A 14,424-nucleotide genomic window follows, 5' to 3' on the forward strand; every position below is an offset into this window, starting at 1 on the left:
TTCTAAAACTTGTTACCGCCTGTGAGGAGTAGCAAATAGCATGAAATCTTTCAAGTGGCTTTTAATCGTTCTAGGAAGCACGGGAGTAATTTCTTTAGGAGCCTGTAGCAATGGACAGCAGGTAGATAATTCGGGTAGTAATCCTGCTGTCTCTTCCTCAAAAACCATGACAGGCAGTCAGGTGATTGAACCTGCTACTCAGACGGGAGAAGCTCGCATGACTCTAAACACGGAAGCTACACCTCTCAAAACCGGAAAAAGTACTTTAATGCTCAACGTTACAGATGCCAAGAATGGTAAGCCTTTAGCTGCCAAAAATATAGCAGTCGAAATGGTCATGTCTGAGCAAGAAATGAAGGCAATGGGGATGGAAGGAGTAGGAACTGCAAAAACACAAGTCAAGCCGGCATCTTCACCCGGTATGTTTGAAATTCAAACCAGCCTACCTTACGGGGGCAACTGGCAACTGAAGGTAAACCTTAAAGACATTCAGCCTACTGCCAGCGCTGTCTTTAATGTAGCCGTTAAGTAGTTGGGCTAAAGTTTCTAAAAGTCCATACTTGTAGAAACTATCTAGTACAGCGTGGCAGAAATAACTAGACAGTTAGGAATAGTTTAAAACTCTGATTTTGTAGGTATTTTTCTCCTGACTTGGTGAGTTCTGACTCCTTGCACTAGGTATAAGTTTTTGACTCTTTCATCGCCTTACACCTGGCTTTAAACTTATCGTTGTGGTTAACACGTATGACAATTTGTTAGCAATACAAGATTTTGTCAGAAAAATTTACAAAAATTCTGACTTTAGGGGTTGACTCTACAGTTAACTATAGACTTTAAGGTTGGAGCAATACATAGTAGAAATAAAGAACTATAGTTGCTGTGGTGGAACAAGTTTGTTGTGAAGCATCATCCCCGAAAAAACTGCTGAAAATTGGTGAGCTAGCAAAGCAAACCGATGTGGCAGTAGGAACAATTCGGTATTATGAAAGCTTAGGATTGCTAACACCAGTTGAAAGAAGTGAAAATGGCTACCGCTATTACGATGGCGAAGCAATCAAGCGGTTGCAATTCATCAAAAAAGCCCAATCTTTACAGTTTTCCCTCTCGGAAATTCAACAAGTGGTTGGTGTCCGCTCCCACGGCGATCCTGCTTGCCCACTCGTGAGGGGCTTACTGAAACAGAAAATAGCTGATCTTGAGAAGCAGATTTATCGCATGAAGGTGCTGAAGGAGGAGTTAGAAGCATATCAAGAGCGCTGGGCAAGCCGACCTTTAGACGACCCGTGTAGCAAAGAGCTTTGTAGCATGATTGAGGAAGTCGCTTGCCAGGATGTACCTGTCCACAACTTACGAGGAGGGTAAATGTCCGGAACTACTGACGAACATCAAAACTCTCGCATCAAACCAGAGAACGAGCAAACTCCTCTTGCTCCCCTCTCCCCCCTTGAGGAAGGAACACCGGATCAGGTCAGTAATAATGACAATGCCACCTTAATTGAGATTAAGCCTGTCAAAAAGTTGATTTTATCCGTCAAAACGGTCATGACACTTGCAGTCCTCGCGGCACTAATTGGTGGCATCTCAATAGTAACAAAGCAGTTCAAACCCTCTTCTTCTATGGCTGGGATGGAAGATATGAAAGGGATGTCAATGGAAGACATGATGCGAGTGGACGGTTCCTCTAATCCCACCCCGGTAAAGGTCGAGTCCATCAAGTCTGGTTTAATGGAGGCGAGTGTTCGTTACACAGGGACAGTGCGTCCTTACCTGGAAGTGACTGTATATCCACGAGTGGGTGGGCAGTTGACTGAATACTCTGCCTACCCAGGAAGTAAAGTAAAAGCAGGACAAGTGCTGGCTCGGCTAACTGCGACGGAACTTTCTGATGAGGTAGAGGAAGCAACAACGGAAATGGAGGCAGCCAAAGCTGAGGAGCGTGCAACCAGAGAAGAACTGGATGAGCAACGTCAAGAAATACAGCGGATGGCAGCCGAATCTACTTATTTAGATACAAGAGTACAGCGAACTGAGCAGGTTTTATTAAATTCAGGTGCGATCGCCCGCAACGACTTTGATAAACAAAAAAGTGAAGCGACAGCAGCCAAAGCATCTCTGGGTGGTGCAAAAGTTAAATTGGAACGGATGCAAGCACAGATAGCTAAAGCCCAAGCGCAGGTAGCTCAGGCTAAAGTAAAAATTCAGCGTCTTAAGGTTATAGAAAGTTACAAAATAATTACATCACCGATTACAGGTATTGTGCAGGAGCGCATGGCAGACCCTGGTGTAGTGGTACAACCTGGTATGGGGATTCTTAAAATCGGAGATTATCGCAAAGTTCGCCTCCAGGCAAATGTTGCCCAGCAAAATTTAGCAGGTGTAGAAATCGGTTCTCCTGTTGTGGCTCGTGTGATTGGCAACTCCACTAAAACCATCAAAGCAAAGGTGACAAGCATTTTCCCAAAAGCTGGGGAAGAAACTCGCACAGTTACAGTCGAGTCAGTTGTCGATAACCCTGGCGGACAGATTTTGGCAGGACAGGCAGTTCAGATGCAAATTATTACAGCTCGTAAACCAAATGCTCTTTCGGTTCCTCAAGCAGCATTGGTTGAATCTGAAGGTAAGCAAGCTGTATGGGTTTTAGCAGGTAAATCAGCTAAACGCAAATTTATCACCACAGGGTTAACCACCGGCGATCGCGTAGAGGCAACTAGCGGTTTGCAACCCGGCGATTTGGTTATTACTTCGGGACAGGAAAGACTAATTGAAAATGCATCAGTGGCAGCTATTGATGATTCTGGTCAACCAGTTGCCTCCTTAAGTAGCGCTGTACAAGGCAACACCCAAATTAAGTTAGTCAGCCCGCAAGGCAAAGCAGTATCTGGTGATAATCAACTGATTCTGGAAGTTCAAGACTCTAAAACCAAGAAGCCTGTACAAGTTGAAGGTTTAGAAGTTAGCGTCACCATGCCAATGAAAAATTCCTCTCCCATGTCTACTGATGTGGAAGTAAAACCTGATACTCAATTAGGTCGTTTTAAAGTCAATACCTATTTGGGTATGAGTGGAAAGTGGGAAGTAACTGCCAAAGTCAAAGACTCCTCACGAATTGGCAGTGGTTCTTTCACATTGGATAATCGCCCATAGGAGCTTTCCAAATGAAAATTGGCTCAATTGTGCGCTGGTCGATCCGGAACCCAGTGATTTTGTTAGCGTTGTATGTTGGCATTCTTGCCCTAGCTGTCTTGGCGCTATTTCAGCTACCAGTGCGGATGATGCCCTACCTTCAAAGTCCTCTAGTCGCTATTGTAACAATGGCTTCTGGTTCATCTCCCCAAGAAGTAGAGACTTACATCAGCAAGCCAATCGAACAGCGGATGACGGTGCTAGACGGTGTGCGCTTTGTCCGCTCTAGTTCCCAGCAAGATATGTCCCTAGTGACAGTGCAGTTTGCTTGGGGTCAAGATATGCAGCGATCGCTTGCGGCAGTGCAAAGTGTCATGAAATCGGCAGAAGGAGATATACCTCTTGATGGTTTCAATACACGCTCTTACTGGGTTCTGTCCATCGACCCCCTTAATCGTCCTGTTTTAACCTTGGCTTTGCGAGGGGAAGGATGGGACTCAGTACGTCTACGTGATTTTGCAGATAATACTCTGGTTGATCGGCTCAAACAAGTACCTGATGTTCAGGCTGTATCTATTTTTGGCGGATACCGACGGCAGCTACAAATAATTGTAGACCGAGAAAAGTTAGCAGCATACGGTCTTTCAATTTTACAGGTGCGGGATGCAATCGACCGTAACAATATTTCCAAGGGTGCTGGAGTATTAACCAAAGGCGATCACGAAATCCTAGTACGTAGTGACGAACGCGCTTTGGGCGCTCAGACAGTCTTGGATTATCCTATTTTCAATCAAGGCGATCGCATTGTTTATGTCCGAGATGTAGCTACCGTCAAAGATACTTATGAAGAACGGCGTAGTGGCTATCGCTACAATGGTTCAGCAGCGCTGGGAATTAATATTATCCAAAAGCCGGATGCTAGTTCTCCCCAGGTGATTGAGCGCGTGCGAGCCGAACTCAAGCGCATCCAGACTCAGTATTCTGGCATTGAGTTTAAAGAAGCCTACGATAATTCCCATTTGGTAGAGATCATCAAAGAAGGCACAATTGCAGAGTTGCTCATCAGCGTAGCTTTAGCTGGGCTAGTGATTTTGATTTTTTTGGAGGATTTTCGGGCAACCGCAATGGTACTAATTTCCATTCCCACCTCGTTGGCAATGTCAATTTTGCCGTTTGTGCCGATGGGAATGTCCTTGAACTCTTCGACCTTGATTGGGGTGCTGTTGGCTATTGGACGGCTAGTAGATGACTCGATTGTAGTGATTGAAGCAGTCGAGCGCAAGCTTAAACAGGGTAGAAAGCCTTTCCACGCAGCGATTGAAGGGACACAAGAAGTATTTTTGGCGATCACCGCAGCTACTGCAGTGATGGTTGCGGCATTAGCTCCGATGACTTTTGCAGGCGGACTAACAGGAATAATGTTTGTCGGTATTGTCTGGCCAATTATCTATGCCCTATTAGCTTCCCTGATTGTGTCGCTGACTTTGACACCCCTGATGGCAGCCTACTTCTTAAAACTTCACAACGAGCATGAAGAACACAAACCAATCTTACTAAAACGGCTCCTTACTCCATTTCGTAAAGGTTTTGGGTGGTTGGAAAGAAGCTATGCATCTCTACTGGATTTAGCATTAAAAAATCGGGGGATGGTTTTAGCTGTCGCAATTGCTTTCATCTACTTGGGCTACAGTTTGTACCCTTTTGTGGGTCAAGAAATGATGCCTTTGGCGGACTCTGGTCAATTTATGGCGACTGTGGAAGCTGAACCAGGAACATCCTTCGCTAAAACAGATGTCATCGCCCAGAAATTTGAGCAGATTTTATCCCAGCAGCGAGAAGTCGAGAAAATTTCTTCAGAAGTGGGGTTTGAACTCACTAGCAACAGTACTTATTTTAGTGGTTATAGTATGGGTGGGGTAAACAGCGCCTCAATGATTGTGACTCTCAAAGACCGAGGCGAAAGAACCCGCGATATCTGGCAGGTTATCGATGCGGTAGAAGCGATCGCTCGTCGTACCATTCCTGGTATCCGACGTATTGCTATGCAACCAATGGGGGTAGATGTGATGGCTACTTCCGCCGCGCCTGTGCAGTTGGCAGTTTATGGAGAGGACTTAGATATTTTACACCGCCTCGCTGACCAGGTTTTACATATTGCTGAGAAAACCTCTGGGTTGAAAATGGCTCACACAAGCTCAACAATGAGTCAACCTGAATATCAACTAAAAGTTGATCGTCGTCGCGCGATGGAATTGGGACTTAGTGTTGCAGAAGTAACTGAACAAGCTCGCTACGCTTTGCAGGGGGGATATACTCAGCAGTACTACAATCTACCTAACCGCAGGCTGAACTCCATTCTGGTGCGTTACGACCAGAAAGACCGGGGGAATGCTCAAGACTTAGCCGCCACTTACCTGACAACAAAAGACGGAAAACAAGTACCTCTTGATTCAGTTGTCACCCTTGAGCGTCGTAACGGAGCAAGCCTGATTGAACATGTCAATGGTCACCGCGTAGTCTACATCAATGGATTTTACCGTAAACACAGTCCTGCCTCTATGGATTTATCAATGTCAGTGGCAATGCAGGCTGGCGCTGAACTTAATTTTCCTCCAGGATACGGCTTAGACTCAATGGGTGATATGACTGACATGATGATTGAGTTTGCTAGGTTGCTTAGAGGGCTTGTACTTTCCCTAGTACTGATTTATCTCATCTTGGTAGTTCAGTTTGGCTCGTTTATCCAGCCCCTCAACATGATGCTATCAATTCCTTTAGAACTGGCGGGGGTGTTTGGTGCTTTATTGCTAGCTGGGCAGACATTTTCGACAGTTTCTATTTTAGGGATTATCATTCTGTCAGGAATTGATGTGGCTGGAGCAATCTTACTAATAGATTTAATTTTAACAAAACGCAGGCAGAAAATTCCCAGAGATATCGCTATTCGTGAAGCTGGTCCTATTAGGCTTAAACCGATTTTGATGACTGTAATTATCACTTTAGTAGTGATTATCCGACTTGCGTTTTTCCCTGATACTGGAATGGATGCATACTCGCCAATCGCTACAGTGATTCTGGGAGGATTAAGCATTTCTACTCTGCTCACTCTCATTGTCATTCCTGTTATGCACTCGGTAGTAGACGATGGAACTCAATTATTTGCCCGTGTATGGAAGAAACCGCGACGTTTTCAATCGAGATAATTTATGCTTTAGGGAAATTAATGGAATTAGAAAGAATTGAGTAGTTACAAAGAAGTTTTACGAATTCCTTGACTCTTTAGTTAGCTAGAGGCTTTAGCATTGAATTGGGATTCTAAGGAATTAATCAATTATCGATGCTCTTAGAAAGCGCGGGTATCAGTTTGTGACTGTACCTGAATTGTTAGAAATGCAACAGCAATAACCACAATTGACGACGCCAGCACAATTTCATAAGCTAAACAAAGGCGCATAAATTCAGAATAAAGAAAGTTTCAGGCTCCTGACTCCAAAATTTCGGAATTCTGTTAAATAAGCACTTTTTAATGCCGATTAGCTTATCCATCCTCTGTCTCGTATACCTCGTGGTAAACCTCTGCTTTACCAGAGAGGGTCAAATCAAGAACTTGCTTAGATAAGTTGGTAGATTCTATATTAAACTTGGGTGCGTATACATAAATACTGGTAACTGCTAACCCATCCAATTCTGGATGGTTACTTATCAACTCCTTGATATCCTTTAGTAGTTCGCTAGAGGCAACCCACGGGAGATTAGAGTCCTTAGCTAGGATTTCGTACTCCAGTTTCTTCTGACTCTTACCCTCCTCAATTTTGCTTTCTAGGAGAGTAAGTGATTTTATTTCTAGTGTGGTCATATCTGTTTCTCTTCAACTAGGGTAATAGGGCTGACAAGACGACAAGACTTAATTCAACCGCTAAGTTTCACTATCTATATTCAGCTTCTTATAAAGAAATGAAAATAGCATGAAATCCTTATAACCCAAATAAAAAAATAGTAATGTACACAAAAATGAATCAATGCCCTCAGATCATTGAAGGTGGTAATTTTTTCCTTAAAACTGGCTTGAGTCTACTATCTGTACATAACTCACTGAAAGCCAGTCAGAGATCAGAATTGGCTATTTTCGGAGATTTCTATTTTTTAGCCTTCAGCTTCAAAACCTAAAGACGATGCTAGTAGACTTGGGCATAAATACGCCTACCCTTTAAGCGGTTAATGGCTTGCCCTTGTAAGTCCATTTAAACGGCTTCGCCATTGTGCGATTGAAGTAGTTGATAAACTCTAAAATCCGGGCTTTGAGATCCGTTTGAGAATGAAAACTGGCTCGTCTGAGCAGTTTGCGGACGAGAATGCTGAACCAGAGTTCAATCTGATTCAGCCAGGAGGAGTGCTTGGGTGTATAGTGGAAGACAATGCGATGAGTGGGGTCACACAAAAATGCGGTACGGGTTGACATTGACTGCAAAATGCCACTTTTCCCCTTGATGCCTAAGTCAATGTCCAATCCTTCTAATTGCACCACTAAGCGCACCAGGGATTCCGATTGGTGGGTATTAAGACAGTCGCAAATGAGGTGCCATTTCGAGGCATCGGGGTCAGTTTCAATTACGCTACGGATATGAAGGGCATAATCTGCTTCAGTACGAGTGTCCCCTACCAGTGGACAAATTACCTGACCACTGACGACATCAAAGCTAGCAATCAATGACTGGGTGCCGTGCCGGATATACTCAAATTCCCGTCGTTGAACTTTCCCAGGTCACAGGGGTAGGTCATGTGCTTTGCGCTCGTTCGCCTGAATTCCAGTCATTTCATCGGTACAAATCGTGCGTTCTCCTTGTTGTGACGCCTCCAACGCACTCAGATATACTTGAGCAATCTCTCTCACCTTGCGATCAAAGTCCTGATCCGGGGGGGGTTAACCAGTATTGACTCTGGTGTGGTTTGAGGTCGGCTTCTTGGAGTAGTCTTCCTACATGGCGTCGGGATATACTCTCGACAATACCAAGTTTTACCATCTCCGAAGCTAATTCTTGGGCTGTCCAATGACTGATGGGTCGGTCATAGTCCTCTGGCTTGTCACATGCGATCGCAAACAGTTGAATCACTTGCTCCATATCAAACTTGCCAGGCGCGCCACTGCGCTCAGCATCTTGCAAGCGTTCACCAATCGGCATCGCGCGCTCTGCCAACATCAACCAACGGTTACGCCAGTGACGTGCCATATCCCGACTAACGTCCAGTTCTCTGGCAACTTGTCGGTGGTTATGTCCGGAGTCTGCCAGCAAAATAATTCTGGCTCTGGTGGCAATTTGCTGCGGAGTACTGTGGCGATTGACTAACTGTTGTAGTTCTTGGCGTTCCTCTTCACTTAACTGTAAAACGGAAGGAATGTGTCTAGGCAAGGAATACAACCTCCATTTAGTTCAACTATAACAATGGTAGGCGTATTTATGCCCAAGTCTACTAGACCGATTTCTGTTTGGGATAGCGAGTATGGCTGCGCCCCGTTCGTGTTGAAGACGGCTGACATCAAAGCAGATATTCTTGTCCGGTTGCGTTCCAACCTGTGTTTGTGGGGCGCACCACCAGCATATTCTGGTCGAGGGCGACCCAGGAAGCATGGTGAGAAATTCAAACTCAATGAATCTTCTACATGGGGTGAAGTCACTCAAAGTATACAAGTCAACCATTCCCAGCTGGGACGAGTCCAGGTTAATCTATGGTCAAATTTACACTTTCGTAAAACTGCTACACGCCCTATGTCCCTCATCAGAGTTGAGCGTGTGGATGAACTGGGCAATTTACGGATATCAAAACCTTTATGGTTGGCTTGGTTGGGAGAACAAATGCCACCATTAGAAGAAGTTTGGCAACTCTACTTGCGTCGCTTTACTGTTGACCACTGGTATCGGTTTCTGAAGCAACGTCTACACTGGATGCTACCTAAGCTGAGTACCCCTAAGCAATGTGTTAGCGTAGCGTGCCCGAAGGGCATACGTTGGAGTGACCTGATGCCAATGATGACTTGGGAATTGTGGCTGGCGCGTGATATCGTGGCGGATAATCCTTTGCCTTGGCAAAAGTCATTAGACAACTTGACCCCTGGAAGGGTTGCCCAGGCTATGGGGAGCATTTTTGCGGTGATTGGTACTCCTGCCTGTTCCCCTCAACCTCGTGGAAAGTCTCCAGGCTGGAAGACCGGGCTACCACGCCAACGTAGAATTCGCTATCCTATAGTCAAAAAAACTACAACTAAGCCCCGCAAAGAACAACCAGAATCTGCTTAAAATTGTCGATTTTCATACCTGAAGCCTGTTTCTTTTTCACTCAGCGTAGCTGGGTCGTTTCTTGTTGTCTAGTCTAAACTCCAGTCAGTGTGGGAAGTGAGCAAATTAACAATATTATGTCCTGCCCTCAAGTTCCGTGGTCTGGGAAATTATCTGTTTTAGCTGCGGATAGTACTTATAGTCAACGTTCATTTTTAGTAGAACAAGCCCAGCACAAAAATTTAGTGCTCATTGCCAGAACCCGTAGCCATCGTGTCTTCTATCAGTCTCCTTCTATACAAGAAACCCCAAAAAAACGTGGTTGCCCAAAAAAGTACGGTGAACGTTTTAGTCTTGCAGATTCTTCCACTTGGCATGAACCGGTCAGCCAAATTGGTGGCAGTTAAGTAGCTTTATTTTAGTTGGTGTTATAATTACGATTATTTTTGAAGCTCTAGTTACTGGAGTGCTTAACAGATGGGAATATGCTAATATCATGCTGACGCTTCCATTCTTCGGTACTGGCTTGCTTCCATTGCTTCAGTGGATACTGATACCACCCATAATTATCTGGTTCGTTCAACGGCAACTTTCTAATGTCAGGTAAATTTTTGAATTTATTACTTAATCTCTAATCGAATAGGAGTAAAGAACTTAAAAAATCAGCTTGTATTAAGCTACCTTCGATATCTTCGATATTACAGTATAGTCTTCACCAAATTTACAAATTGCCTCACAATGCTGACGTAAGTCAGAAAATAGAATGTATTTAATTGAAATGTTTTGCTGTTGAATACAGGGTCTTTTGAGTTGCATAATTACTTCTTTCTCTCGTTTATTTGGAACAACTAAAAATAGTGTCTTTAAATTATTAGGGAAAGAAATTGCCAAGTCTGTCAGTCTTAAAATTCCTGAGTAAATAGAAGTACTCTTCTCAACCTCAAAACCACTAATAATTTGATTAGTACTTTTTTCTAACCATAGAACATCAATTAAATTGATTGTGTTCAAAGTATCTTTATCTATTTCCATTGCCGGAAGACAAGGAAGACAAAAGAAAGAGAACTTATTTTCTGCAAAAGATTTTGAGCGGTCGTTTGCTGCTGCTATCACAGCATATCCTAACGATTGACCTATTTTCAGGAGATGATATTGCATCTCAGTATGTAAATCTTCTTCTTCTCTTTCAAACGAAACTTCTGTATGACGTTTCGCCATTAGTTTTTCTACTTTGCTTCTCTGCGTTTCATCAATAACTTGTTTATGATTAATAATTAGCTTATTTGAGCCAATCTCAAATAGAAGCCCAGCGAAAGCACCCAGGTCACTGGAAAGAATATTTTTATATTGCTGATTTACTTGGATAATAATTTCTCGCATCCGCAAGTAACTATCCCAAGAACCTAATTTTTGCTTCTCGCTAAAGAGATAGTTAAAACCGTTGACTATACCAGTGTTGAAGGGAGGGATAATCGTTGGGTGTAAGAAATAAATTATACTAGCAACTGCTGGACCTAAACCCTTGATATTTTTACTAGAAAGTTTGATAATTTCCTTGATAATCTGGTCTTCTTTAGAAAATATTAAGCAACTTTCGAGAAATTGACCAAATGCTATTTTATTTGCTTCATTCTCGTAAATATCTGGAATTCTTAATTTTGGCTTCCAATAAAAGGGATGAGCAGCTCCTTCAAAAACTTGTTTTTGTTCGGTAATGCAGGTTAGGACAAACTCTAAAGAAGAACCTTTAAAATCATTGCCAAAATTAGCGTTTTTGATATCATGAACAACCTGTATAACTCCTCGTCTGATAGAGCGGAAAGCTTTCAGACGTTCTTCATTATTAATAAACCAGGTGTTATAAACCGATTCTAGATCGCTCTTGTAATTTTGAATAATACTTTGAAGGTCAATTGTCATCTGTAATAACATCCTTTGACAAGGGTACCAAATACTCTAAAATGTTACTTTTAATTCAGAGTAGGCTAAAATCAGTTTGGGATAATTTATGAGGGACGAGAGAACACAACCTTCTGTTTCTATCCACCAGAGAGAATCTTTGGATAAGTAAGTCGGCACGATAAAACCAATATATATTGAGTTTTGTAACAACTGTGAAATGACACATTTTTAGGCTATTTGCTGATTTTACATTTTGTTATGTAGGTTGATTTTTTAACGCCGACTTACTTAGTGTTCACCATTGTTATAACTCTACTGCTTTAAACATGGCTTCTGTTCTGGGAGTTGACTCTCTGGCTTAAGCATCCAAAGTAACATTAGAAAAAAATCCCAAATTATCAAATCTAAGCCAGCGGTACTCGGCGTAGAGTCATAGCATTAATTGATACGATAACAGTGGAAAGGCTCATAAACAAAGCTCCTACTGCCGGAGAAAGGAGAAAACCCAGGGGATAGGCAACTCCCGCAGCTAAAGGAATAGCTATAACGTTATACCCAGTAGCCCACAACAGGTTCTGTATCATTTTGGAGTACGTAGCCTTTCCTAATTTGAGCGCCCGCGCCACATCCACGGGATCATCCTCGATAAGTACCAAGTCAGCTGATTCAATGGCGACATTTGTTCCCGCACCAATGGCGATTCCCAAATCGGCTTCCAGCAGTGCTGGTGCATCATTGATGCCATCACCAACAAAGGCGGCAGGTGCTTTAGTTTTGAGCGATCGCACCAACTGCGCCTTCTCACTTGGCAAAATGCGAGCGTGATAACGGTCAAGGTGCAAATCTGCTGCAACAGTCTGAGCAACAGCTTCAGCATCCCCAGTAATCATCACTACTTGAATACCCTGCTGTTGTAGCTGACGGACTGCTTCACGGGCACTTTCTCGCACTCGGTCTGCTAGTGCAAATAAAGCGAGAACCCTTGTTTCGTCCATCAAAGCAATCACGCTCTCGCCCTTAGCTTCCGACTCCTCAAGACCACTTTGCACAGATAAAGGAAACTCAATGCCTAACTCTCCAATCCACTCCGGACGACCAACGCAATATGACTTTCCGCCCACTTTACCTTCCACTCCTTTACCAGCAATCGCCTTGAAGTCGGTTGCAGAAGAGAGCTGGACGTGTTCACGTTCAGCTTCTTCCACTATTGCTTGAGCTAATGGATGTTCGGAAAGACTTTCAAGGGCAGCAGCAATTGCCAAAGCCTCCTTTTTACTCAAACCTTCAACATAAACAGCTTGTACTCCGAACCGCCCCTCAGTTAAAGTACCTGTCTTGTCGAAAGCAATGGTTTTGATGTCTCTTGCCCGCTCAAAGGCTTCACGGTTGCGAACCAAGATTCCGTTTTTCGCTGACATTGCTGTAGCATTGACAATAACCAAAGGAATTGCCAGACCTAGAGCATGAGGACAGGCAATGACTAACACAGTAACTGCACGGTTGATGGCAAAAGTCAAGTCTTGCAGAGATAGCCAAATTACAAAAGTTAATGTTCCAACACCAATTGCAATCAAAGTCAGCCAGTAAGCAACCTGGTCAGCTAAGACTTGGTAACGGCTTCTAGAACTTTGGGCTTCTTGCACCAAACGCATAATTTGGCTAAGGGTTGTCTTCTCTCCCGTGCGCGTGACTTGAACCTTCAGTGCTCCTTCCCCATTAACCGCCCCAGCAACTACCTCGTCACCTTCTTGTTTGGACACTGGACGAGATTCCCCTGTGAGAAATGCTTCGTTGACGCTTGATGCTCCCTCAATCACTACTCCATCTATGGGGATTTGTTCACCAGGACGAATCAGGATGATTTCTTCCGCCTGAAGTTCGCTTACGGATACATTCTCCAGGCGCTCATCTACCAATCGATGAGCTACTGAAGGAACGAGTTGCGCTAGATGCTCAAGTGCTTGACTTGCTCCCTGCACTGAAGCCATTTCAATCCAGTGTCCCAACAACATTACATCTATTAAGGTTGCTAGTTCCCAGTAAAACGGCATCCCTGGTAAACCCAGCGTCACAGCCAAACTGTAGACGAAGGCTACAGTAATTGCCAACGCGACTAGAGTCATCATACCAATGCGGGAGCGCAGCTCGCGCCACGCTCCTTGGACGAACACCCAGCCACCATAGAAATAAAGCACTATAGACAGAATAGGACTGACCCAACTTGATCCAGGAAACTGAATTGCTTGGTAGTTGAACCACTCCTGAAAATGAGGGTCAAAGTAGAGGATGGGAAGAGTCAGCAGGAGGCTCACGAAAAAGCGTTGCTTGAACATCTCTGGGCTGTGCCCAGCATGTTTGTCATGCCCTTGATGTTCTCCGTGGCTTGAGGAGGTATGATGCTCGTGATCTTGGTGACTGCTATGCTGGTGTTCCATTGTCAAAAACCTCCTTCAAGCTAAGAAAACACCCTATTCTAAGAACAGCTAGAAAACTGTAGATTTGCTTTTATTCTACAAAGACATCAGGAGCATTAGACATAAGTCCCAGCAGCTTTACTGAGCCTAAAAATCTACTGCTTAAAGCTAAACCGACCGTCTACCTTTTTACCGCCAATATCCGCAGTAACTTTCACCTGATACTGACCAGCTGCGTTTCCAGGAAGTACAGCTGTATAGTGTTTGCCGCTGGCGTCATAAGAGAGAGGAATTGACTTTTGCTTCCCATCAGGTGACTGAACTTGAGCAGTCACTTTCGCATTGGGAATTGCTTCGTGATTGTCTCCTTTTTGCAAATAGAAATCTAAGTGAGTTCCATTAGCTTCCTTTTCAGGGACAAACTCCAAATGATAGGCTCCATTTTCGACAACTTGAGCATTTTTCCCATGTGAATCGCCATGATTTGATGACTGGTCTTTGGCTAAAATTAAAGTTGAGCCAGATAGACTTTTACTAATCTGGGCTGCTTGATTGCTGTTACTAAGACCTCCCAACAAAACTAGTCCTGTACTTGCTAAAATAAGAAAACCTAATTTCAGTGATTTCATTCGTTTTATCCTCATTTAGAATCATTACAAATTGAGCAAAAATCGGTAGGGTTACCCCGTTTTATGAAGTTTTTACACTTCTTA

At 43.7% G+C, this 14,424-nt stretch carries 12 protein-coding genes and 1 pseudogene; 6 read left to right on the forward strand and 7 right to left on the reverse strand.

The genetic code is table 11. The features are described 5' to 3' along the window. Positions 1–40 precede the first annotated feature (40 nt). From AC5590_RS04845 to AC5590_RS04860, 4 genes are all read left to right on the forward strand, one after another. The gene (locus AC5590_RS04845; protein WP_169263265.1) at positions 41–532 is read left to right on the forward strand and encodes a FixH family protein; all 492 of its coding nucleotides are present in this window, start codon (positions 41–43) and stop codon (positions 530–532) included. A gap of 347 nt (positions 533–879) precedes the next feature. Continuing rightward, entirely contained in the window at positions 880–1,362 is a 483-nt protein-coding gene (locus tag AC5590_RS04850; protein WP_339379363.1) for a heavy metal-responsive transcriptional regulator, read from the forward strand. Further along, entirely contained in the window at positions 1,363–3,144 is a 1,782-nt protein-coding gene (locus AC5590_RS04855) for an efflux RND transporter periplasmic adaptor subunit (protein ID WP_169263266.1), read from the forward strand. Between the two features lie 11 nt (positions 3,145–3,155). After that, complete coding sequence (locus tag AC5590_RS04860; protein ID WP_169263267.1) at positions 3,156–6,326, forward strand: efflux RND transporter permease subunit; 3,171 nt, start codon at positions 3,156–3,158, stop codon at positions 6,324–6,326. 335 nt (positions 6,327–6,661) lie between these two features. On the opposite strand, the gene AC5590_RS04865 is transcribed toward AC5590_RS04860, so the two are convergent. From AC5590_RS04865 to AC5590_RS04880, 4 genes and pseudogenes are all read right to left on the reverse strand, one after another. Then, a complete protein-coding gene (locus AC5590_RS04865) occupies positions 6,662–6,979 on the reverse strand; it encodes a hypothetical protein (protein WP_169263268.1) in 318 nt (105 codons plus the stop codon). Between the two features lie 351 nt (positions 6,980–7,330). Continuing rightward, a pseudogene (locus tag AC5590_RS04870) lies at positions 7,331–7,870 on the reverse strand (transposase); the annotation flags it as partial. Between the two features lie 15 nt (positions 7,871–7,885). After that, positions 7,886–8,014 carry a hypothetical protein gene (locus AC5590_RS04875; protein ID WP_282453041.1) on the reverse strand — a complete coding sequence of 43 codons (129 nt, stop codon included), beginning with the start codon at positions 8,012–8,014 and terminating at the stop codon, positions 7,886–7,888. 7 nt (positions 8,015–8,021) lie between these two features. Next, positions 8,022–8,531: a helix-turn-helix domain-containing protein gene (locus AC5590_RS04880; RefSeq protein ID WP_169263269.1), complete on the reverse strand. Its 510-nt coding sequence runs from the start codon at positions 8,529–8,531 to the stop codon at positions 8,022–8,024. A 48-nt stretch (positions 8,532–8,579) separates the two neighbouring features. On the opposite strand from AC5590_RS04880, the gene AC5590_RS04885 reads away from it, so the two are divergent. Then, positions 8,580–9,416, forward strand: coding sequence for a transposase (locus tag AC5590_RS04885; protein ID WP_246163636.1), 837 nt, complete (start codon positions 8,580–8,582; stop codon positions 9,414–9,416). Between the two features lie 116 nt (positions 9,417–9,532). Then, positions 9,533–9,802 carry a transposase gene (locus tag AC5590_RS04890; RefSeq protein ID WP_169263271.1) on the forward strand — a complete coding sequence of 90 codons (270 nt, stop codon included), beginning with the start codon at positions 9,533–9,535 and terminating at the stop codon, positions 9,800–9,802. 265 nt (positions 9,803–10,067) lie between these two features. Here AC5590_RS04890 and AC5590_RS04895 read toward each other — a convergent pair whose 3' ends face one another. The 3 genes from AC5590_RS04895 to AC5590_RS04905 all read right to left on the reverse strand — a co-directional run bounded on the left by AC5590_RS04895 (position 10,068) and on the right by AC5590_RS04905 (position 14,340). Then, entirely contained in the window at positions 10,068–11,315 is a 1,248-nt protein-coding gene (locus AC5590_RS04895; RefSeq protein ID WP_169263272.1) for a type II restriction enzyme NmeDI-related protein, read from the reverse strand. A gap of 386 nt (positions 11,316–11,701) precedes the next feature. Continuing rightward, complete coding sequence (locus tag AC5590_RS04900; protein ID WP_169263273.1) at positions 11,702–13,732, reverse strand: heavy metal translocating P-type ATPase; 2,031 nt, start codon at positions 13,730–13,732, stop codon at positions 11,702–11,704. A gap of 134 nt (positions 13,733–13,866) precedes the next feature. Continuing rightward, positions 13,867–14,340: a copper resistance CopC family protein gene (locus tag AC5590_RS04905; RefSeq protein WP_169263274.1), complete on the reverse strand. Its 474-nt coding sequence runs from the start codon at positions 14,338–14,340 to the stop codon at positions 13,867–13,869. Between the last annotated feature and the right edge of the window lie 84 nt (positions 14,341–14,424).

The sequence above is a fragment of the Brasilonema octagenarum UFV-OR1 genome (genome assembly GCF_963888615.1).
Lineage (GTDB): Bacteria > Cyanobacteriota > Cyanobacteriia > Cyanobacteriales > Nostocaceae > Brasilonema > Brasilonema sennae.

What these genes read in the sequence shown, in the direction of transcription:
- AC5590_RS04845 (WP_169263265.1), top strand. Translation starts at nt 41, where the DNA reads ATGAAATCTTTCAAGTGGCTTTTAATCGTTCTAGGAAGCACGGGAGTA.
- AC5590_RS04855 (WP_169263266.1), top strand. Translation starts at nt 1,363, where the DNA reads ATGTCCGGAACTACTGACGAACATCAAAACTCTCGCATCAAACCAGAG.
- AC5590_RS04860 (WP_169263267.1), top strand. Translation starts at nt 3,156, where the DNA reads ATGAAAATTGGCTCAATTGTGCGCTGGTCGATCCGGAACCCAGTGATT.
- AC5590_RS04865 (WP_169263268.1), bottom strand. Translation starts at nt 6,979, where the DNA reads ATGACCACACTAGAAATAAAATCACTTACTCTCCTAGAAAGCAAAATT.
- AC5590_RS04885 (WP_246163636.1), top strand. Translation starts at nt 8,580, where the DNA reads ATGCCCAAGTCTACTAGACCGATTTCTGTTTGGGATAGCGAGTATGGC.
- AC5590_RS04890 (WP_169263271.1), top strand. Translation starts at nt 9,533, where the DNA reads ATGTCCTGCCCTCAAGTTCCGTGGTCTGGGAAATTATCTGTTTTAGCT.
- AC5590_RS04895 (WP_169263272.1), bottom strand. Translation starts at nt 11,315, where the DNA reads ATGACAATTGACCTTCAAAGTATTATTCAAAATTACAAGAGCGATCTA.
- AC5590_RS04900 (WP_169263273.1), bottom strand. Translation starts at nt 13,732, where the DNA reads ATGGAACACCAGCATAGCAGTCACCAAGATCACGAGCATCATACCTCC.
- AC5590_RS04905 (WP_169263274.1), bottom strand. Translation starts at nt 14,340, where the DNA reads ATGAAATCACTGAAATTAGGTTTTCTTATTTTAGCAAGTACAGGACTA.